At 60.9% G+C, this 20,689-nt stretch carries 22 protein-coding genes; 8 read left to right on the forward strand and 14 right to left on the reverse strand.

Annotation, left to right across the window (positions count from 1 at the left end):
* The gene (hslV, locus tag B3M53_RS03265) at positions 1 to 555 is read left to right on the forward strand and encodes an ATP-dependent protease subunit HslV (RefSeq protein WP_022700864.1); all 555 of its coding nucleotides are present in this window, start codon (positions 1 to 3) and stop codon (positions 553 to 555) included.
* A 72-nt stretch (positions 556 to 627) separates the two neighbouring features.
* On the opposite strand, the gene B3M53_RS03270 is transcribed toward hslV, so the two are convergent.
* Positions 628 to 1,800 (reverse strand): saccharopine dehydrogenase family protein, encoded by a 1,173-nt coding sequence (locus B3M53_RS03270; protein ID WP_286799635.1) that lies wholly within the window; start codon positions 1,798 to 1,800, stop codon positions 628 to 630.
* A gap of 85 nt (positions 1,801 to 1,885) precedes the next feature.
* The gene (locus tag B3M53_RS03275) at positions 1,886 to 2,317 is read right to left on the reverse strand and encodes a VOC family protein (protein WP_022700862.1); all 432 of its coding nucleotides are present in this window, start codon (positions 2,315 to 2,317) and stop codon (positions 1,886 to 1,888) included.
* A 109-nt stretch (positions 2,318 to 2,426) separates the two neighbouring features.
* Between B3M53_RS03275 and hslU the strand changes: the two genes are divergently transcribed.
* Complete coding sequence (hslU, locus tag B3M53_RS03280; RefSeq protein WP_273020908.1) at positions 2,427 to 3,731, forward strand: ATP-dependent protease ATPase subunit HslU; 1,305 nt, start codon at positions 2,427 to 2,429, stop codon at positions 3,729 to 3,731.
* Between the two features lie 96 nt (positions 3,732 to 3,827).
* Here the strand turns inward: hslU and B3M53_RS03285 are convergent, their stop codons facing one another.
* The 6 genes from B3M53_RS03285 to B3M53_RS03310 all read right to left on the reverse strand — a co-directional run bounded on the left by B3M53_RS03285 (position 3,828) and on the right by B3M53_RS03310 (position 10,011).
* The gene (locus B3M53_RS03285) at positions 3,828 to 5,375 is read right to left on the reverse strand and encodes a serine hydrolase domain-containing protein (RefSeq protein WP_273020910.1); all 1,548 of its coding nucleotides are present in this window, start codon (positions 5,373 to 5,375) and stop codon (positions 3,828 to 3,830) included.
* Between the two features lie 65 nt (positions 5,376 to 5,440).
* Positions 5,441 to 7,042: an ankyrin repeat domain-containing protein gene (locus B3M53_RS03290; RefSeq protein WP_273020912.1), complete on the reverse strand. Its 1,602-nt coding sequence runs from the start codon at positions 7,040 to 7,042 to the stop codon at positions 5,441 to 5,443.
* Positions 7,039 to 7,437 (reverse strand): BlaI/MecI/CopY family transcriptional regulator, encoded by a 399-nt coding sequence (locus tag B3M53_RS03295; RefSeq protein ID WP_022700858.1) that lies wholly within the window; start codon positions 7,435 to 7,437, stop codon positions 7,039 to 7,041. Before B3M53_RS03295 ends, B3M53_RS03290 begins: the two co-directional genes overlap by 4 nt.
* Before the next feature lie 96 nt (positions 7,438 to 7,533).
* Positions 7,534 to 8,136 carry a Smr/MutS family protein gene (locus B3M53_RS03300; protein WP_022700857.1) on the reverse strand — a complete coding sequence of 201 codons (603 nt, stop codon included), beginning with the start codon at positions 8,134 to 8,136 and terminating at the stop codon, positions 7,534 to 7,536.
* Positions 8,136 to 9,224 carry a murein transglycosylase A gene (locus tag B3M53_RS03305; protein WP_233346007.1) on the reverse strand — a complete coding sequence of 363 codons (1,089 nt, stop codon included), beginning with the start codon at positions 9,222 to 9,224 and terminating at the stop codon, positions 8,136 to 8,138. Before B3M53_RS03305 ends, B3M53_RS03300 begins: the two co-directional genes overlap by 1 nt.
* Before the next feature lie 127 nt (positions 9,225 to 9,351).
* On the reverse strand, positions 9,352 to 10,011 hold the full coding sequence (locus B3M53_RS03310) for a Tim44/TimA family putative adaptor protein (protein WP_022700855.1): 660 nt from the start codon (positions 10,009 to 10,011) through the stop codon (positions 9,352 to 9,354).
* A gap of 184 nt (positions 10,012 to 10,195) precedes the next feature.
* Between B3M53_RS03310 and secB the strand changes: the two genes are divergently transcribed.
* Entirely contained in the window at positions 10,196 to 10,699 is a 504-nt protein-coding gene (secB, locus tag B3M53_RS03315; protein ID WP_022700854.1) for a protein-export chaperone SecB, read from the forward strand.
* Positions 10,700 to 10,708: 9 nt separating this feature from the next.
* Here the strand turns inward: secB and dnaQ are convergent, their stop codons facing one another.
* Genes dnaQ through B3M53_RS03340 form a run of 5 tightly spaced genes read right to left on the reverse strand, consistent with a single transcriptional unit; the run spans position 10,709 to position 14,274 of the window.
* Complete coding sequence (dnaQ, locus tag B3M53_RS03320) at positions 10,709 to 11,422, reverse strand: DNA polymerase III subunit epsilon (protein ID WP_022700853.1); 714 nt, start codon at positions 11,420 to 11,422, stop codon at positions 10,709 to 10,711.
* Positions 11,419 to 12,024, reverse strand: a complete 606-nt coding sequence (coaE, locus tag B3M53_RS03325; RefSeq protein WP_273020917.1) for a dephospho-CoA kinase — start codon at positions 12,022 to 12,024, stop codon at positions 11,419 to 11,421. The genes dnaQ and coaE overlap by 4 nt, the downstream gene beginning before the upstream one ends.
* Positions 12,021 to 12,845 carry a shikimate dehydrogenase gene (gene aroE, locus B3M53_RS03330; protein ID WP_273020919.1) on the reverse strand — a complete coding sequence of 275 codons (825 nt, stop codon included), beginning with the start codon at positions 12,843 to 12,845 and terminating at the stop codon, positions 12,021 to 12,023. Before aroE ends, coaE begins: the two co-directional genes overlap by 4 nt.
* Position 12,846: 1 nt before the next feature.
* The gene (locus tag B3M53_RS03335) at positions 12,847 to 13,431 is read right to left on the reverse strand and encodes a Maf family protein (protein ID WP_160092893.1); all 585 of its coding nucleotides are present in this window, start codon (positions 13,429 to 13,431) and stop codon (positions 12,847 to 12,849) included.
* 9 nt (positions 13,432 to 13,440) lie between these two features.
* Positions 13,441 to 14,274, reverse strand: coding sequence for a pyruvate, water dikinase regulatory protein (locus tag B3M53_RS03340; RefSeq protein ID WP_022700849.1), 834 nt, complete (start codon positions 14,272 to 14,274; stop codon positions 13,441 to 13,443).
* 491 nt (positions 14,275 to 14,765) lie between these two features.
* Between B3M53_RS03340 and hemE the strand changes: the two genes are divergently transcribed.
* From hemE to B3M53_RS03365, 5 genes are all read left to right on the forward strand, one after another.
* Entirely contained in the window at positions 14,766 to 15,803 is a 1,038-nt protein-coding gene (gene hemE, locus B3M53_RS03345; protein ID WP_273020922.1) for a uroporphyrinogen decarboxylase, read from the forward strand.
* A 39-nt stretch (positions 15,804 to 15,842) separates the two neighbouring features.
* Positions 15,843 to 16,901, forward strand: a complete 1,059-nt coding sequence (gene hemH / locus B3M53_RS03350) for a ferrochelatase (protein WP_273020924.1) — start codon at positions 15,843 to 15,845, stop codon at positions 16,899 to 16,901.
* The gene (gene hemJ, locus B3M53_RS03355) at positions 16,901 to 17,353 is read left to right on the forward strand and encodes a protoporphyrinogen oxidase HemJ (protein WP_022700846.1); all 453 of its coding nucleotides are present in this window, start codon (positions 16,901 to 16,903) and stop codon (positions 17,351 to 17,353) included. The genes hemH and hemJ overlap by 1 nt, the downstream gene beginning before the upstream one ends.
* A gap of 296 nt (positions 17,354 to 17,649) precedes the next feature.
* Positions 17,650 to 18,906, forward strand: coding sequence for a transcription termination factor Rho (rho, locus tag B3M53_RS03360; RefSeq protein WP_028284616.1), 1,257 nt, complete (start codon positions 17,650 to 17,652; stop codon positions 18,904 to 18,906).
* 122 nt (positions 18,907 to 19,028) lie between these two features.
* A complete protein-coding gene (locus B3M53_RS03365; RefSeq protein WP_273020925.1) occupies positions 19,029 to 19,670 on the forward strand; it encodes a glutathione S-transferase family protein in 642 nt (213 codons plus the stop codon).
* Positions 19,671 to 19,728: 58 nt separating this feature from the next.
* Here B3M53_RS03365 and B3M53_RS03370 read toward each other — a convergent pair whose 3' ends face one another.
* On the reverse strand, positions 19,729 to 20,688 hold the full coding sequence (locus B3M53_RS03370) for a glycerophosphodiester phosphodiesterase family protein (protein ID WP_160092889.1): 960 nt from the start codon (positions 20,686 to 20,688) through the stop codon (positions 19,729 to 19,731).
* Position 20,689 lies beyond the last annotated feature (1 nt).

The following is a 20,689-nucleotide window of genomic DNA, read 5'->3' on the forward strand; positions in this document are numbered from 1 at the left end:
ATGCCTGATACCGAGCGTAAGTTCCCCGGCTGGCGCGGCACCACGATCCTCAGCGTGCGCAAGAACGGCAAGGTCGTCCTCGCCGGCGACGGCCAGGTCTCCATCGGCGATACGGTGGTCAAGGCCACCGCCCGCAAGGTGCGCCCCCTGTCGAGCGGCAAGGTGATCACCGGCTTCGCCGGCGCAACGGCGGACGCGTTTGCGCTGTTTGAACGGCTGGAAACCAAGCTTGAGCAATACCCTGACCAGTTGGCGCGCGCCTGCGTGGAGCTCGCCAAGGACTGGCGCACCGACCGCTATATGCGGCGGCTGGAAGCCATGCTGATCGTGGCCGACGCCAAGGAAACCTTCACCCTGACAGGCGCGGGCGACGTGCTGGAGCCTGAAGACGGGGTGGCGGCGATCGGATCGGGCGGAAATTACGCCCTGTCAGCCGCGCGCGCGCTGCTGGACTATGAAGACGACGCGGAAGTCATCGCCCGCAAGGCGATGAAGATCGCCAGCGAAATCTGCGTCTATTCCAACGGCAATCTGACCGTCGAGACACTGGGCTAGGACCTGACGTCAAAGCCTGAAGACAAAAAACCCCGGCCTTGAGAGCCGGGGTTTTTCATGAGTACTGCGTCTCTAGCTTTCGATGGCGAAGGTCAGGCCCGCATGCTCGGTCAGGCGCTTGATCAAGGCGTCACCCAGCGCGGGCGCCGTGGTGTAGACGCCGCCCGGCGTCTGGTCGCGGCTGACATCTTTCACCAGCGCCAGCGCGCATTCAGTGATCATCTTCGAGGTCGAACCGTAACCAGGGTCCTTGTCGCCCTTCACGGACGCCGTCAGACGCTGACCGTCGGCCGTCTCACCGGTGAACATGACGTCGTAAAAGCCGGTCTCACGCTCTTCTTTCGAGGGGCCTTCACCCGGCTTGGGCGGGTTGTCCTGCATGGAGCGATCCTTGGAGATGGCGATCGCCATCTCTTCGCCCTTATCGCCGGGCCCGGTCAGGAACATCTCGTCATAGACGAAGTCCTCTCCATAGGCGTGGCCCATCATCGCGTTGGAGCGATGGATGTTCTTGGTGTTGATCACCGCCATGATGAAGGGCGCGGACCAGGCGTTCAGATCCTCTTCAAAGATCGGCTTGTTGCCTGCGGGCTGTTCTGGTCCCTGGAACCCTTCGCACAAGGAGAAGGGATTGATCAGAACATTGAGAACCTCAGGCTCCGCCGCCACGCGCTTCATGGTCTCGGCGAAGCTCGCTGCGGTGCCGCCCGAGAACGTGCCCTTCATGGCGCGGACCCGGCCCTTGATGCGGCTGAGCGGCTTGCCGGTTTTCGCCTTGGCATGCTCTTGCAGGAAGTAAACGCCCAGATCAAAGGGGACAGAGTCAAACCCGCACGAATGCACGATCCTCGCGCCAGAGGCTTTCGCCTTGTCACCATAGGCGCTGATGATGTCGTGCATCCAGGCGGGCTCGCCCGACAGATCCACATAATCGGTTCCGGCCTCGACGCAGGCTTTCACCAACGCTTCGCCATACAGCTGATACGGCCCCACCGTGGTGATCACGGCGCGGGTGCGCTCGGCCATGGCCTTGAGCGAGGCGGGATCAGAAGCATCCGCCACCACAAGCGGGGTATCGGCCAGCGCGCCGATCTCGTCGCGCACGCTCTTGAGCTTGTCTTCTGACCGGCCCGCCATCGCCCAGGCGACAGTCTTGCCGTATTCACGGCTCAGATATTCTGCGACCAAACGGCCGGTGAAGCCGGTTGCGCCATAGATCACAACGTCAAATTCACGGTTCGACATGGGGCTCTCCTCCCTGAAGTATTAGTTTACTCATTAAGTGAATTAGGAAGGAAGCGCCAGCTTGCCAAGAGCTCAGAAGGCCGAGCTAGGCATCAAGCTCGGTGGCGAACACCATGGCGTCATCTTTGAACGCCTTGAATTCCAGCGCATTGCCAGCCGGGTCGGTGACGAACATCGTCTTTTGCTCGCCCGCTTTTCCCGCAAAGCGCACATAGGGATCAATGACGAACGGCGTCCCGGCGCGACGCAAGCGCTCGGCCAGAGGATCAAACTGGTCCCACTCAAGGATCAGGCCGAAATGGCGCACGGGCACTTGCTTGCCGTCCACCGCACCCGTCTTGGCCGCCTGACACTCTTCCGGAGCCAGGTGCGCGACGATCTGATGCCCCAGAAAGTCAAAATCGATCCAGTGTTCGCTCTCGCGCCCCATCGGACAGCCCAGCACATCGCCGTAAAAGCGCCGCGCCGCTTCAAGATTGTCCACGGGGAAGGCGAGATGAAAGCGGGGACGGGACATCGAACTCTCCTGAAGCAAGGGTGACAGCGCCGGGCTTTGAGTTCCGGACCGGAAAGCCCTACATGTCCGGTATCCTTACCACCCGAACCTGAAAAAGACATGGGGCGTCATGACTGAGTTTTCTCCGCGCGAAATCGTCCATGAGCTCGATCGCCATATCATCGGCCAGGCCGACGCCAAGAAAGCCGTCGCCATCGCGCTGAGAAACCGCTGGCGTCGCAAGCATCTACCTGAAGGACTGCGTGAAGAGGTCACGCCGAAAAACATTCTGATGATCGGGCCGACCGGCGTCGGCAAGACCGAAATCTCGCGCCGTCTGGCGAAGCTCGCGGGCGCGCCTTTCATCAAGGTCGAAGCCACGAAGTTCACTGAAGTGGGCTATGTGGGCCGGGATGTGGATTCCATCGCCCGGGACCTCGTTGAAATCGCGATCACCTTGGTGCGTGAAAACAAGCGCGAAGAGGTGAAGGCCAAGGCCCACGCCGCCGCAGAAAACCGCGTTCTGGACGCCCTTGTGGGCAAGGATGCGGGCGCTTCGACCCGCGAGACCTTCAGAAAGAAACTTCTGTCCGGCGAACTCGACGACAAGGATATCGAGATCGATATTGTCGACGACTCCAGCAATCCCTTCCAGGGCATGGATCTGCCCGGCATGGGCTCGATGGGCGTGATCAATCTCGGCGACATGCTGGGCAAGGGATTTGGCGGCAAGCCCAAAACCCTGCGCACCACAGTGAAAGAAGCCTACGAGCCGCTGATCAATGAAGAAGCGGACAAGCTACTGGACGAAACCCAGATACAGTCCGAAGCCATTCGTCTGGCCGAAAATGAAGGCATCGTCTTCCTCGATGAGATCGACAAGGTCTGCGCCCGCGCCGATGCGCGCGGCGCTGACGTCTCCCGCGAGGGCGTGCAGCGTGATCTGCTGCCGCTGATCGAAGGGGCGACCGTCTCCACCAAATACGGCCCGATGAAAACCGATCACGTGCTCTTCATCGCGTCCGGGGCCTTCCATGTCAGCAAGCCCTCAGACCTTTTGCCGGAGCTGCAAGGTCGGTTGCCGATCCGGGTGGAGCTGCAGGCGCTGACCCGCGATGACTTCCGCGCCATCCTGACCGAGCCTGAAGCCAGCCTCATCACCCAGTATGTGGCGCTGATGAAAACTGAAGGTTTCGAGCTGAGCTTTGATGACAGCGCCATCGACTCCATCGCCGATTTCGCCGCTGAAGTGAACGCCAGCGTTGAAAATATCGGCGCGCGACGCTTGTCCACCATTCTGGAAAAAGTCTGCGAGGAAATCAGCTACACCGCGTCTGATCGCTCGGGCGACAGTCTCGCCATTGACGCAGACTACGTCACCGAACGCGTGGGCAGCCTGGCCCGCAATGCAGACCTGTCCAAATTCATTCTCTGAATGTTGAAGCGGCGCACCCTGGAAAGGGGTGCGCCGCGCCGAAAAAAGGGGACCGGCGCGGCGCGAGCTGATACCGGCGCCGGCCGAAGCCGCACGCTACGAAGCGGGGAGATACACCGTCTCAGCTGACGCCATAGAAGCCCTGACCGAGGTGATCTGTGCAAGTGAATTTCTGTTGAACTTCAGTTCAAAGACGCCTGATCTTAGTGAAAAATCAGTAATGTAGAAACGGTCGGGTGCGATCGGGACCAATCGCGCGCCTGATTGTCCGCCATTATAGCTCGCCATCAATGCCCCGTTCTCGCGATAGATGGTGAGGTCAGAAGTGAAGGGCGGCGCAGCCATATGGGCTTGCAGATCGAGCGGGAAGTTCGAATCCAGCGCGTAGACGCCCTCATAACGGGCCAGCTGATCTTCGCTTAACGCCAGCGTGGGTACATCAAGCACCGGATTAACCGTCCAGCCCATCACATCATTCATGGCGTTTCGGATCTCCACCGCCAAATCCGCGCCGTTGGCGCCATTGGTCAGAATCACCAGGCCATTCCCGGTCGCCAGATGGCCCTCCATCCAGGCGCGATAGGAGTTATTGCTCCCACCATGATGGAAGATGAAGCTTTCGCCCCGACCCTCCAGACGCGGACCCAGGCCATGGTCTGAGGGCGAAACCCCCGTCATCATCTCCTGACCCAGGACCGGGTGCAGATAAGCGCTGTCGCCGTGATACGCCTGGATCATCTCCGCCGTCATGCGCCCGAGATCGTGAGCGCTGGTCCAAAGCCCCGACGCCGCCATCTCCGGAAAGGCTTCATAGCCGCGCGGCAAGGCCGTCGGCGCCCCCTCCCGATCATGGGCCCTGGCGATGTTTCCATGGTCCTCTGGCAATGGATTGGCGAAGCTGGACCGGGTCATGCCCAGACGCTCGAACAGGGCCGCCTCTGCGGTCTCCTCAAACGACAAACCGGTCGCCTGCGCGATCAACCCTTCCAGAAGCGTATAACCGCCGCCGGAATAGCGATAGCTCGATCCTGGCAGCGCTTCCACGCGCAAGGGGTCATGATCGGCCGGCGCTTGCCCGTTCAGGGTCTGCGCACGTGTCGGCAAGGCCTCGCCGGGCATGAAGTCGGCAAAGCCGTGCAGATTGAGCCCGCCTGTATGCGACAGCAGCATGCGAACGGTCAGCGGCGCACCGTCATAGGGGCCTGTCTCGGGCGACCAGTACGGCAGGGCATGGCTGATATCGGAATCAAGATCGAGCGCTCCAGACTGAATCAGATTCAAGGCCAAAAAGGCGGTCGCCATCTTGCTGACCGAGCCCACCGAGAACACCGTGTCCGCCGTCACCGGCCCGTCAGACCCGGCCTGCAACACCCCGAACCCTTGCGCGTAGAGCAGTTCGCCGTCCTCGATGACCGCCACGGCCACGCCCGGCACGCCGAAATGAGCCATGCGTTCTTCAAGCGAGAAGCGCTCGACGACGCCGTCATAGGAGAAGCGGCCGCGCAGGTTTTCGGTAAAGCGTTCAGGGTCAGCCGTGCTGAGCGCCGAGGCCGGCTGGCAGGCCGAAAGGATCGGCGTGCTGACCAGAGCGGCCGCGCCCAGCATCAGGGCTGACAGGGCAGGGTTGAAGCGGAATCCAGGCATAGAGGTCTCCTTTCCATCAATCGACGGATCACCAGAATCTTTGGTTTTTGTTGTTATGAGAGGGGTTAGTTCGTTTCAGGCGGCTGGTGCCGGGCGCCGTTGGCCACAAGCCAGTCTTCCATCGCCGTCTGCTCATGACGTTTGGCCTCGCTGAGCGGGGAGCGATAGGGTCCGCCGAAATCTCCGGGCGCCGCCGGAACCGTCAGGGACACATCCGCTCCGGCGTTCACCAAAAGCTCGGCCGCTCCAATCTGTCCGGCCGCCGCCGCATTGATCAGCGGCGTCTCGTCGCTCGGCACATATCCATTCGGATCAGCGCCGGACATCAGCAACCGGGTCATGATATCGACATGGCCGCCCCGCGCTGCATTGATGAGCGGGGACCCGTTCTGCGGCGCAGCGAGATCGATGTGCGCGCCCGCCTCCAGCAACAGGTCCACCACATCAAGACTGCCGGCCCGGGCGGCGGCGATCAGGGCTGTGCCGGACTGACGGGTGACGAGATCAGGCTCGGCGCCCGCGTCCAGCAACAGGGCGACCATGACAGCGTCAGACCGGCGGCTCGCCTCGATCAGCGCCGTGCCATCGGTAGGCCAGATGCGGTTCACATCCGCGCCACGCTCAAGCCGGGCCTCAAGCGTAGCGACATCGCCCTGGCGCACGGCCTGTATCAGTGGCGATTCCAGCAAATCGAGCGCACCCACACGTGGCGTCAGCAGGGTCGCCAGAATGATCAGCACCGGCAAAGCGATCATCAGGTTCAGAAAGGAGCGGCGCACGGAGCCCGCACGCGCTTGAGTCAGAGCGTTCACACGAAACCTCAATTCAGATTTGCGCGGCGGTTGCGCCGCCAGCGTCAGAGGACGCGCCAGCACAGCTTTTTGCGCCGCATCCAAAAGGGCGTGAGCCAGCACCAAAGGCTTGCCCTGGGTGCGCACGGCAGCCTGATCGCAGAGGGCTTCACGCATGCTGCGCACATGGCGGTTCAAATGGTGCACGCCTGGCGCCCACCAGAACACGCTGGCGATAATCCGCTGTGCAAGCCCCGTCATGGCGTCATGCCGGCGGATATGGGCGATCTCGTGCTCCAGCACGGCCTCTCCGGCCTCATCAAAGCGGAAATCGTCCGGGATCAGGATCACCGGGCTCACGAAGCCCGCCACCATGGGAGAGAGTACATCTTCGCTCTGACGCAGGGCGACCTCACACGACAAGGCGAGGTCTGTCGTCACCGGCGTCGCACGTGAGGTCAGGCGGTTGAGATTGTACAGATCGCGGATCAGCCCGAGACTCGCCCAGACCAGCCCGATCATCCACACGAAGACCAGCGCAAAGCCGAGACCGGTCAGGAGATGAGGCAGGGTCAGAGCCGGATTCTGCACAGTCAGCGCTTCAACGGGCAGAGCCGCCAGTGTCTCAGGCGGGATCACGGCCACAGGCTCAACCGCCACCGAGCTGACGTTGAAAGCTTCAACCGCGCCCTGTCGGGCTGGCGTCAGCGCGATGAGAAAAATGATCGGCACGGTGAAGACCGCCGCCAGCGCCAGGTCATGACGTTCCCGGATACGGAATTGCGGCGCGAGGCGGTCAAAGCCGAACACGCTGAGACTGAACGCCGTCGACGCGATCAGAACGAACAGGGCCGACTGGAAAAGGGCGAGTATCATGCGTCGCCGCCTTTCTGCGCACTCTGCTTGAGCAGTTCGTCGCGCAAGGCGTCGATATCGTCCAGAGTCAAAGCCTCGTCTGCGATCAGATGCTGAGCAAGCTGCTGGGGCGAGCCGCCAAAAAAGGATTTCAGAACCGAACCGAGCGCTGTGCGCTGAGCCCCCTCCTGAGACAAGGCCGGCGCGTAGATATGCGCCCGGCCCTCCTTGCGGAAACTGACATAACCCTTGTCCGCCATGATCCGCACCGTGGTCAGTACGGTCGTGTAGGCGAGTCCGTAAGCGGGCTCCAAGGCATCCGTCAGCTCACGGACGCTGGCTTCACCGCGCGTCCATAAGACACTCATGATGCGGTGTTCGGCTTCGGTCAGGGTCGGGGAGGCAGGTCTGGCCATCAACGTATTCCTTAGTTTTTCTTGTCATCGCATGGGCCCGCCCTGCTATCAACTAAAAACTTAGTTAGGAATATACCTGATTGAATATGCTAAGATTTATCGCTGTCTCAGCATCACATAGAACGCCCCCGAGCCGCCGTGTTTACGGCTCGCTTCGGCAAAGCCGGACGCTAGCTGGGCAAAGTCTGGATCGCGCATCCACTGGGTGAAGGACCGGCGCAATATGCCAGGCAGAGCCCGTTCCTCAGGGTCCCAGGGCTGGAACCGGCGGTCATCGAGCGCCCGGGCGCCGGCGCCTTTGCCGGTGATCACCAGCACCGTCCGAAAACCCTTGCCGCGGCAGCGATGCAAAAACCCCAATAACGCGTGGCGCGCACTGGCCGTGGTCATGCCGTGAAGATCCAGACGCGCCTCGACCTCGACCTGACCGCGGCGGACCTTCTTTTCCGGCGTTCGGTCCACAGGGGTGCGCCTTGCGGGGCGCTGCGCCATTTCCCGCATCAGATCGCGCTGCAAAGCGCCTGATTTCAACGGTTCGACCTGCGGGATGGGCGGAGCGCTGGGCTTGGGCGGCTCGACATCCTCGCGCTCCAGCCGTTTCAGACGCTCTGCATCCAGCGGTTTGACCCCGCGCGCAAACCGGGTCCAGAGCTCACGCTCTTCAGGCTTGAGCCCGCGTGGAGTGCGCCGCTTCGCCATCAGCGCAGCTGTCGCGCCGCCAGCTCATTCGGCAAAAGCAGCGTCCAGCGCGCATTCGGATCATTCTGCCGCCCGGCGCGCTCGCCCGCTTCATACCCCCAGCCAAAAAAAAGATCGCCCCGAACCGGACCCTGAATCGCGCCACCAGCGTCCTGGGTGATCACCAGCCCGCTCCAGTTCGGCGCGCCATGAAGTCGCGCATTCACCACCACAGGCACGCCCCAGGCGTGGTGCGCCGCATCCACCGCAATCGACGCCATCGGCGTCAGAGGCGCGCCTTGCGCGCCGATCGGACCTTCGGTGTGATCATCAAGGCTATCGAGGGTGAAAAAGACATAGCGCGGGTTTTCATCAAACAGCGGACGCCAGGATTGCGGCCCGCGCAGGCGCAGCCAATTCTCGATATCCTGTTTGGAGGCGTTGTGTTCAGACAATTCACCACGATCGATCAGGATACGCCCGATCGACACATAGGGCCGGCCGTTATGCGCCGCGAACCGCACCCGCGCTTCAGAGCCGTCCGGATAGTGCAGACGGCCCGAGCCCTGAATTTGCAAGAAGAAGACATCAATCGGACGGCCCCAGGCCAGTGGCACGCCGAGGTTTTGCGCTTCGATCTCGGCGCGCGACTGATACGGCACGAACTCGCGATCGGCGGCCCGGCCGACGACGCGGCGGCCTTCGAGTCCGGCGATGAACTGGCCCAGATCCCCGGTCAGGAGATCACTTGGCAATCCCCGGATCGCCATCGAAAACTCCGGCGTCGGCGAGGCGCTGACCTCGACCACAGGCTCGTAATACCCGGTCAGCCGTCCTGCGCCATCCAGCTCGACCGGCGTGAAGCTGCGCTCAAAGAAGGCGCGCGCGCTGGCTGCATCGGGCTGCAGGGGCGCGATCATCGCCGCCTGCAAGCAGACCGAACGCCAATCGCCTGCAGAGCCGGCATAGCTGACGCGCGGATTCATCGGATCGCGGTCTGGTCGATCTTCAATACGCTCGCATGACCGCACAAAAGCAGAGAGCGCCGCTTGCGCATCCACGCGATGCCAACCCTCAACTGAAGAGAACGGCACCGGATGAAGCGTCACTGAACTCACCGCCGGGCGCGGCGGAAAACCGCCGGGGCGGTCCGTCTGGCCAGGTTGAGCGGGTGAGGGCGCGCCCGGTCCGCTGGAACACGCAGCCACGACTAACAGGGCCAGAAGCCCGGCCAGCTTAAGCGGGCTTGACCCCGGACAGGCGCCAGTTGGGGTTGTCGTTGGTGACGTCACGCTCAAAGCTCCAGATCTCATCGACCGTTTTCAGAGTGGTGAGGTCTCCCTCCACCACATCTCCTTGAGCATTGCGGGTTTCACTGGCGAGCTCGGCGGAGAAGGCGATCTTCACCTTGGCCCGATTATCGTTAAGAGAGGCTTCAGAAATCTCGGCGGACTTGATCCGGTCGATCTCTGTGATCATCGTCAGGTTCTGGTCTTCACGCGCCGATATCGCCTGATCATAGGCTTTCATCACCCGATCTGACAAAAGCGGCTGAAGCGCTTCGCGGTCACCTTTGGCGTAAGCCGAAACAATCATTTCATAGGCCGCTTTGGCGCCTTTGGTGAATTCCTTGGGGTCAAAGCTGGGATCATGCCGGGCGATCTGGGTCAGACCCTCGCCCGCCGGACCGGAAAAACTCGCAGCGAAGGGCGTATCTTCTTGAGGCGGGCGCATGGAGGGCGGAGACGGCATGGCGCCGGCGGCTTCGGCCCGCTCGCGCTGTTCGCGTTCCACATCCTCCGCCGTTCGTCCCGACGGCTTGCCCAACACCATGTACAGGCGCACGCCCAGGAACACGGCCAGGCCAGCGAAAAACAGGATTTGAAGAATGTCCATAAGGGGCGCTCGCGCAGGTTTGAGTGCGTTGGCCTTCAGATATAGGGGCTATGACCGCCCGCGTCACGCGGGGGGTTGAGCTTGCCGCACACGCGTGCGCATGCTACGCGCCCCGCTTCACCCTTAGTCTGTTACGGGATGGCGCAGCCTGCGCGGTCCCGATCAAAACCTGAGTAAACTCATCATGACCGACGCGCCCGCCACGCCGCAAGGCGGCGAACAGCCGATGCCTCCCGCCATCCGTGTGGCGGGACAGTATGTCAAAGACCTGTCGTTTGAAAATCCTGGCGCGCCAGACAGCCTGCGCGGCGCCGGACAGCCCAATATCGATCTGAGCGTGGACGTTCAGGCCCGCGATATGGGCGGCGACATGTTCGAGGTCGAGCTGATCATCGGCGCCCGCGCCCAGCGCGACTCCAACCCGGTCTTCATCGTCGAGCTGACTTATGCCGGCCTGTTCCAGATCCAGAACGTGGATGCGCAAGCGCGCGAAGCCTTCTTGCTGATCGAATGCCCGCGCCTGATCTTCCCGTTCGCACGCCGCGTCCTGTCTGACGCCACCCGCGACGGCGGCTTTCCGCCGCTGATGCTTGAGCCGGTCGACTTCGCCGCGCTCTACCGCCAGCAAATGGCTCAGCGCGCCCAGGCCCAGCAAGGCGCACCGGCGACCCCGCCGGCTGACGCCTAAGATCAAGCCTTACTCTGCCGAGGCGTCAGCCTTGAGCAGGCCCAGAGACTGCCAGAGCGGGTCGTCCATCTCCGAGATAAACTCGGCGTGGGCGGCCCGTTCTTGTTCAGAGACCAGGGATTTGAGCGATTTCGGACGCGGCGTGCGCACGGGATAGACCACTTTGCCGTCGCCGCCGTCAGACCCTGAAAAGCTCAAGCTTTGCTCACGTCCGCCATTGAGCTCGAGATACACTTCCGCCAGCAAGTAGGAGTCGATCAGCGCCCCGTGCTTGGTGCGGCTGTCGAGCGAGACGTCAAAGCGTTTGCACAAGGCGTCGAGACTTGCCGGTGAGCCGGGATACTTCGCCCGCGCCATGGCGGCGGTGTCGATAAAGCGTGACTTGGGGATGATCGGCCGGGCGCAACGCTCCAGCTCCATATTGATGAAGCCCATGTCGAACATGGCGTTATGCGCGACCAGCGTTGAGTCCTCGATAAACTCCAGGAACTGATCGACGATCTGGATGAAGACGGGCTCGTCTTTGAGCATTTCGCGGGTATGACCCGTCACGGCGGTCACCTCGGCGGGGATGTCGCGCTCGGGATTGATCAGGATGCGCAAGTCCTTGCCGGTCGGGATGAGGTCAATCACCTCCACGCAGCCCAGCTCGGTGATGCGATCACCGCCTCTGGGGTCCAGACCTGTCGTCTCGGTGTCGAAAATGATCTCGCGCTTGCTCATGACGCGTCCCCATCCGTTTTGAGCTGATCCAGCAGCGCGCGCACCTGGTCGCGCGCAAACTCAACGCCCTGGCTGGTGTCGATCACATGATCAGCCCGGGACCGTTTTTCCGCATCCGGCGTCTGCCGCGCCAAAATGGCTTCAAACTTGTCCACGCTCATGCCCTCACGCGCCAGAACCCGCTCACGTTGAACCGCTTCGGGCGCCGAGACCACCACCACATGATGCACCTGGTCATGCTGCCCGGTTTCAAACAGTAACGGCACATCGAGCACCACGATTTCAGCGCCAGACTGTTCCGCCTCATGGAAAAACCGGCGACGCGCCGCCCCTACGAGGGGATGGACAATCGCGTTCAGCGTTTCAAATTTCGCCGGATCCGCCTGCAATACCGCGCTCAGCTTGACGCGATCCACCCCTGCGCTGTCCGACGTGCAGCCCGGAAACGCGTGCTCGATCAAGGGGACCGCCTCGCCGCCTGGGAGATACATCTGCGCCACCGCCGCGTCCGCATCAAACACCGGCACGCCTTCTTCGGCGAACAGGGTGGCGGTGGTGGATTTTCCCATGCCGATGGATCCTGTGAGGCCCAGAACGATCATGCCCGTTGCTCCAACGCCGCCAGCAAAGCCCCGCGCACCTCGTCATGTGCAGGAGCCGGAGCGCCGAAAAACGCTTCAAACGCCGGGCGCGCCTGTCCCACCAGCATGATGAGGCCATCAGCGGTGCGCCGGCCCAACTGCTCGGCCTGCGCCAGAAGCTCTGTCTTCAACGGCGCATAGACCATGTCAAACACCAGCGCGTCGCTCGCTGTCGCTGACAGATCAACCGTCAGGGGCGGCTGGCCGGTCATGCCCAGGGACGTCGCGTTGATGACAAGGCTTGCGCCCTCAAACGCCGCGGCATCGTCCAGCGCATAGATCTCCGCCGTCAGACCAAAATCCTGCGCCAAAGCCTTCGCACGATCCGCCGTACGATTGAGAATACGGATTTCACGGTCCTGGGATTTGAGATGATACAGCGCAGCGCGAGCCGCGCCGCCGGAGCCAATCAGAACAGCAGGCCCTGAACCTGAATCTGATTCAAGGGCGCGGGCGATCCCCACATGATCGGTATTGTCCGCTTCAATGCGGCCCTGACGCCAGACCAGCACATTCGCTGCTCCTATGGCGCGCGCCGCATCACTAGCGGTATCAGCGGCCTGCAAGGCCGCCTCTTTGTGCGGGATGGTGACATTGACGCCCACCAGACCCGCATGAAACCGCGCGCGGACCGCTTCAGCGAACGCATCCGGCTCACATTCAATGATGACGTAATCGCCGGGCTGGCCTGTTTCATCGAGCCAGGTCTTCATGATCAACGGAGACAGCGAATGCTTCGCCGGCCATCCCACCACGGCTGCTTTGGGCCAGTCACTCACCATGTCAGCGCGCCGCAACGCCTTCACGGCGCAACGCGTCCAGAACCGGGAGGAGCGACAAGCCCAGAATGGCGAAATAGTCGCCTTCAGTGCGCTCAAACAATTGCGCGCCCAGCCCTTCATAGGCGTAGCACCCCACGCCCTTGGTCAGAATCTCCCCAGCGTTCTCAAGGTAGTATGCCAGGAACTCATCGGAAAAATCGCGCATCACCAGGGTTGATCGCGCCTGATGTCGCCAGACGATCTCACCATCTCGCGCCAGGGCGATTCCGCCCTGAAGATAATGTGCGCCGCCGCGCAGCTGACGCAGCCTCGCTTCAGCCTCTTCAACCGAACGCGCCTTGTCATAGGCGACGCCGTCAAACTCCAGCACCTGATCAGAGCCCAGCACCAGCGCGCCTGGCCGTCGTCTGGAGACGTCCAACGCCTTGAGCTCAGCGAGTTTTAACGCCAGCGCCGCCGGGTCGCCTTCAAAACTGTCTTTGACCGCGCCCTCATCAATATCAGCGGGATCAATCTCGAAGTTGAGCTGGGCGTTTTCCAGAATGGCGCGGCGTGACGCCGACCCTGATGCGAGAATGAAGCTCATGTAAGCGCCTCAGAATTTGGATTTATGATCATTGAGAAGGTTGAGAACCTTCGCCGCGGTCTCTTCAATCGAGCGACGGGTGACGTCAATCGACGGCCAGTTATAGCGTGCAAACAGACGCTTGGCGTGAATGACCTCCTCTTTCACCGTCTCCTCGTCCACATAATCGGTGGAGCGGTCTTCTTTCAGATTCAACAGCCGGTTGCGGCGAATCTGAATAATGCGCTCGGGCGAGGCGGTGAGCCCGACTATCAGCGGCTTTTTCAAGCGATACAGGATTTCAGGCAAAGGCGCGCCCGGCACCAGAGGAATATTGGCGGTGCGCACGCCGCGATGACCCAGATAGATGCTGGTCGGGGTTTTCGAGGTGCGCGACACGCCGAGCAAGATAACATCGGCGCTGGCGAGATCATCCCCCTGACCATCATCATGAGCCATGGAATAGTTCATCGCCTCTATCCGGCGATAATAGTCGGCGTCCAGCACCCGTTGCGCGCCCGCCTTGCCCTGAACCGGCGCACCCAGATAGCTAGACATGGTGGCCTGAATGGGATCAAGAACCGCCAGCGCAGGCATGCCCATGGACGCGCAGGCGTCTTCCAGATCCCGGCGCAGATCCGCGTTCACCAGCGTGAACATGACGATGCCGGGAAACGCCTGAATATGCTCGAGCGCCCGCTCGAGTTGGCGCGGGGAACGCACCAGGGCAAACAAATGCTCGATGGGCCTCACATTCTGGAACTGCGCCACCGAAGCGCGCATCACCTCCATCAGGGTTTCCCCTGTGGAATCGGAAATCATATGGACGTGGAAATAGATTCCGATATCGCCGGATCGGGGCATGCGCGGCTCCTCAGCAGACCTCATCCCCCATCGGTAGCTTGTTGCGCGCAAGCTGTGAATAACCCTGTCTGCTTGTCCACGACATGAGAGTGAATGGGGACAAGACCGAGCGAGGATCTCGTCGGCGCCCATTTGGCGCCCACTCATTCACACATGGGCATAAACAGATCGAAACTTGCCTGCGGTCTGTCGATAATTACCTGAGTCCGGGACCCGGTTTTTCCCTCTCTGCCACCACACACTCGCATAGGTCAATGTTAACGAAGGTAAAAAATGAGTTAACGTCTCATTTTGATACAAAAGTCAGACCGTGGATGACCCATGCTCACACCCTGTGGAAAGCTGGCGCCAGCGTTGAAGCGTCGCACTTATCCACGTTATGGGCGCCTCTACTATCACCCCCTCTTTTGATTCAAATTAAAAGAAAGGTATGACCGGGTCTGACCTGACCGGGGATAACCTTCAAACCCCGGCGCTGAAGAGAGCTATCAATGACTGACAAGAACCAGCCCTTCCTGCGCGCCCTGGCCGGCGAAACCGTCTCTCCCCCGCCAATCTGGCTGATGCGTCAGGCGGGACGGTATCTGCCTGAATATCGTGAAGTTCGGGCCGGACAGCCTGATTTCATCAATTTCTGCCTGAACCCTGACGCCGCCGCTGAAGTCACCTTGCAGCCTATTCGCCGTTACGGCTTTGATGCGTCAATCGTCTTTGCCGATATTCTGCTGATCCCTTACGGACTGGGCCAAAAAGTCTGGTTTGAAAAAGGCGAAGGGCCGAAACTGGAGCCGCTGGCGCTTGAAGATATAGGTTCGCTGTCTGTCGAAAGAGCGAAAGAGGTTCTTAAGCCCGTCAGCGAGACCATCCGCAAAGTGCGCGCCGGTCTGCCTGACACCTGCTCCCTGATCGGCTTCGCCGGATCGCCCTGGACGGTCGCCACGTATATGATCGAGGGCGGCGGATCAAAGGACCGGTTCAAGGCCCGAACGCTCGCCTGGAGCCAGGCCGCCGAGTTTGACGCTTTGATGGACCTGCTGGCCGAAGCGAGCGCGCAGTACCTCAAGGCGCAGGCCGATGCTGGCGCAAATGCGCTCAAGCTCTTTGATTCCTGGGCGGAGGGCTTGCCTGATCCCCTGTTTGACCGGGTGATCATCAGGCCGACCAAGCTGATCATCGATCGTTTGCGTGAAATGGGCGTGGACTTGCCCGTCATCGGCTTTCCACGTGGCGCCGGTCCGCAAGCCATTCGCTATGCGCGTGAAACCGGGGTGCAATGCCTGGCCCTTGATCATGGTGTGGATACGGGCTGGGCGCGTGAGGCTTTCCCCAAGGATCTCGTCTTGCAAGGCCAGCTGGACCCGGCGGTGCTGCGGGCAGGCGGCGCACAGCTGGACAGTGAGATTGATCGCCTCCTTTCCGCATGGTCGGGTCGGCCCTATGTGTTCAATCTCGGACACGGCATTCATCTCGACACGCCGCCTGAAAACGTCACTCGACTGATCGAACGGGTGCGGAGTTTCAAGGCTTAAGCCATTCCGGCGGCGTTGATTTCAGACAGGAGTAAGGTCATGGCGCGGCGTATTGCAGTGGTGCTGTTCAATCTGGGCGGCCCGGACAAGCCCGAGAATGTGCGGCCGTTCCTGCGCAATTTGTTCAGGGATCCCGCAATCATCGGCGCGCCTGGCCTGATCCGAGAAGCCTTGGCCTGGTTCATCTCCACGACCCGGACCAAGGAAGCGACGGAAAACTACGCCAAGATGGGCGGCGGATCGCCCATCGTGCCGGAAAGCCAGAAACAGGCGACCGCTCTCACCGCCGCCTTGCAAGAGCATCTCAATGAAGACGACGAGGTGCGCTGTTTCCTCTCCATGCGCTACTGGCATCCCTTTGTTGCGGAATCGGTTGAGGCGGTGAAAGCCTATGATCCTGATGAGATTGTGCTTCTGCCGCTCTATCCGCAGTTTTCCACGACCACGACCGGCTCATCGCTGAAAGCGTGGAAGGATGCGGGCGGACCTGAAGCGCGGGCGATCTGTTGTTATCCCGAAGAGGCCGATTTCATCACCGCTCACGCCAAGCTGATCGAACAGGCCTGGGACAAAGCCGGCAAGCCAGACAATACGCGGGTGCTGTATTCGGCGCATGGTCTGCCGGAGACCATCATCAAGAAGGGCGACAGCTATCAATGGCAGGTCGAGCAGACCGTGGCCCAGGTGAATGCGCGCCTGCCTGAACACCTGCAAAACCACGAGATCTGTTTTCAGTCCCGCGTCGGTCCGCTCAAATGGATCGGACCGTCCACCGAAGAAGCCATCGAACGCGCCTGTCAGGATGACAAGCACATTCTTCTGACCCCGATCGCTTTTGTGTCCGAGCACATCGAGACGCTGGTGGAACTTGATGAGGAATACGCCGAGCTTGCCGAAGAGCATGGCGCACGCGGTTATGACCGGGTGCCGGCGCTGGGCGATCAGCCTGATTTCATTGCAGCGCTCGCCAAGATCACGCTAGAAGCACTTGAAGGCGGCAACGGCCTCAAGCCGCCTCAGGGCAAACCGATCTGTCCGGGCAAGTTCGGACGCTGCCCATGTCTTGAAGCGGGTCTGAAACAGGGTGCTGCGGCGTAATGGATTTCATTCTTCCAGGCTCCACCGGCTATCTGGTGATCAAGGCACTGCATATCATCGCGGTGATCTTCTGGATGGCGGGCATGCTCTATCTGCCGCGTCTGTTCGTTTATCATCATCAGGCCCAGACGGCGGGGGAGCTGGAAGGGGCGTTGCTGATCCAGGAACGCAATCTTCTCAAGATCATCCTCAACCCGGCCCTTATTGCGGTCTGGGTTCTGGCGATTGTGATGATCGCCGCAAATCCGAGTTTGTTCAGCCAGGGCTGGTTTCATTTCAAACTGTTGCTGGTGCTGTTGATGTCCGGCATTCACGGATTTTATGCGGCGAGCGCCAAGAAATTCGCCAAGGGCGAACGACCTCGCTCTGAAAAGTTCTGGCGGATCATGAATGAAGGCCCGGCGATCCTCGTGATCATCATCGTGCTGCTGGCTGTCGTGAAGCCTTTCTGAGCCTGAAAAATCATTGACGCAGACCCGGGTTCGTGGCAGGGAAAGGTGACTCCTTTACAGGATCCCTCCTTTTGGCTTCGGGCCGCGCCAGCATTCATGTCTGGACAGCGCCTGAGCCGACTACCCATTTCCATAGTCGATCTGCGCCGAGACCGGCGCTGTTCGTCGTCTGGTGTTTCGCAAGACCCTTGCAGTGTCCGGTCTTGTGAGCCGAGCTGTCTGAGAAACCCATGACCGATACGCCTGAAACCGAGCCGCAGGACGGCAGCGACGCCGTGTCCCATTCGACCCGCCGCATGTCGCTTCAGGAATTGAAGGAAAAGTCGCCCGCCGAACTGGTGGAGTTGGCTGAAAGCCTTGATATCGAAAACGCCTCCGCCCTGCGCAAGCAAGGCATGATGTTCGCCATTCTCAAGGCGCTTGCGGATGAAGGGGCAGAGATTTCAGGCGGCGGCACGCTGGAAGTGCTGCAGGACGGGTTTGGTTTCCTGCGCGCTCCGGAATCCAATTATCTGCCGGGCCCTGACGACATTTATGTCTCTCCCAGCCAGATCCGCCGCTTTGGTCTGCGCACTGGCGATACGGTGGAAGGCGAGATCCGCGCGCCGCGTGATAATGAGCGGTATTTCGCCTTGCTGAAGGTCTCCTCGATCAATTTCGAAGAGCCCGAGAAATCCCGTCACAAGGTTCACTTTGACAACCTGACCCCGCTCTATCCCGACGAGCGGTTCAACATGGAAATCCAGGACCCGACCAAGAAAGACCGGTCGGGCCGGGTGATCGACATCGTCTCTCCGCTGGGCAAGGGCCAGCGCGCCCTGATCGTGGCGCCGCCGCGGACCGGTAAGACGATGCTGATGCAGAACGTCGCTCACGCCATCGAGACCAATCATCCCGAGTGCTATCTGATGGTGCTGCTCATTGACGAGCGCCCTGAAGAAGTGACGGACATGCAGCGCACCGTGAAGGGCGAGGTCGTGGCCTCCACCTTTGACGAGCCGGCGACGCGTCACGTCCAGGTGGCCGAAATGGTGATCGAGAAGGCCAAGCGCCTGGTCGAGCACAAGCGTGACGTGGTCATCCTGCTTGATTCCATCACGCGCCTGGGCCGCGCCTACAACACCGTGGTCCCGAGCTCTGGCAAGGTGCTGACGGGCGGTGTGGACGCCAACGCCCTGCAACGTCCCAAGCGTTTCTTCGGCGCGGCGCGGAACATCGAAGAAGGCGGCAGCCTGACCATCATCTCAACCGCGCTGATCGACACCGGCTCGCGGATGGACGAGGTGATCTTTGAAGAGTTCAAAGGCACCGGCAACTCCGAGATCATCCTGGACCGGAAAGTCGCCGACAAGCGCGTCTTCCCGGCCATCGACATTCTCAAATCCGGCACCCGTAAAGAAGAACTTCTGGTGCCTAAGCAGGATCTGCAGAAAACCTATGTGTTGCGCCGGATCCTCAATCCGATGGGCACACAGGACGCGATCGAGTTCCTGCTCTCCAAGCTCAAGGAAACCAAGAGCAACGAAGAGTTCTATGACTCCATGAACACCTGATATTTCAAGGTGTTGTGTGTTCCAGCGGCCGCCCTTCAGGGCGGCCGTTTGCGTTTGGGGCTAGCGTTTGGATGATGGGATATGGATAATGCTTAAAAGCTAAAGTATCGGGGAGAAAACCCATGTCTGATCCGAATATCACCCTTTATCACGCGCCCATGTCCCGCTCCGTCCGCGTCCGCTGGTGTCTCGAGGAAATGGGCTTGCCGCATACGCTGGTCAATCTTGGTCCCATCACCGCAAACCAGCGCGGAAATATGGGCGGAGCAGACTTCAAGGCGATCAATCCCATGCAGAAAATTCCTGCAATGACGGACGGTGATCGTGTGATGCTGGAATCGGTCGCCATGGTGGAATATCTCGTCACCAAATACGGGCCGACCGAGCTCGCTGTGACGCCGGACGAGCCTGACTATGACCGTTATCTGGAATGGATGCATTTCAGCGAGGGCACCATGTCCATGGCGGTCAATCTCACCTTGGCGCATACGACGCTGTTGCCTGAGGAACAGCGTAATCCAGGACTCGCCAAGTGGGCGCGCATGGAACTCGACAAGCAGTTCAAGCTGATTGCTGAGCGCGGTCTGGGTGATGGTCGGGAGTATCTGGCGGCCAATCGGTTTACGGCCGCCGACATCGCCTTGGGCTATCTGTTTTATCTTCTGAAGATCGTGAAACAGTTTGATGGCGCGCCTGAAGCGGTGAACGCGTATTTTGATCGCTTGCGGACCCGTCCAGCCTGGCAGCGCGCCAGCGCGGATTGAGCATGAAAAAGCCGGCGAGAGATCTCGCCGGCTTTTTTCTTGTCCAACAGGTTTGAGCCTAGCCCTGAGCCGCTGGACACGCCTCAAGCAGAGCCCGTGACGCTTCATCGGCGTTCAGCGCTGCAGCGGCGGCTGGAACATCGTCCACCGAGATCACTTCCGCGCCGTTTCGGCTGAGCAGCTGATAGTCCACCGTGCCATTCCGCTCGCCGCCAAAATCACCGAAGCTTGTCTCGATCCCGAGATTGGCGAGGACGGCGTCCCAGTCAGGGTTTCCGGTTCCAACGCCCAACCAGATCGTGGTCAGGCTGAAATCCACGCCGCCCTGGCTCAGACGTTCAAGGTCTGCGGCATCACGGGCGCCCACAGACAGGGTGACATCAGGCTGAAGAGCGGAGAGGGTGATCGCATCCTCGATCGAATAGGTGATGACGATAGAGCGATCAACGGCGTTTGCGGCGACCAGAGTTTCGCTGATCTCTTCAAAACTGGTGTCCTTGAGGTCGACCTGGGCGAAGCCGCGACCGTCCAGAAAACTCAGTGCATCGGCGAAAGTGGGCACGTTTTCATCCAGCACCTGACCGTCCACATCGACGAGCTGCAGCTCTGAAATCTCGGCATAGGTCATCTCGGTGACGACGCCGGTTCCGTTGGTGGTGCGGTCCACGGTGTCGTCATGCATCAGGATCAATACGCCGTCCGCAGTTTTGGCCACGTCCATTTCCATGAACAGAGCGCCGTCATCAAGCGAGGCCTGCATGGCGCCGATTGAGTTTTCCGCCGCGCCCGGACGATCGCCCGTGCGGTGCGCCTGGAGCAAGGTGACGCCTTGCTCGCGCGCGCAGTCGAGATAGGCGGGCAGATCGACGCCGGTCAGCCACAGATCCGCTGCGGCGGTTTCGGCATGCGCCGCGTTGAGCTCGGACGGCGTCGCTGGTTCGGCGGCTTGCTCGGGCGCCGGCGCTTGTGCGGAACAGGCGGCGAGGGCGAATAGGCTGACGCCAAAGAGGAAGCGCATG

Origin of the sequence: Oceanicaulis sp. UBA2681, from assembly GCF_002354675.1 — a bacterium.
In the GTDB taxonomy this organism is placed as follows: Bacteria; Pseudomonadota; Alphaproteobacteria; order Caulobacterales; family Maricaulaceae; genus Oceanicaulis; species Oceanicaulis alexandrii.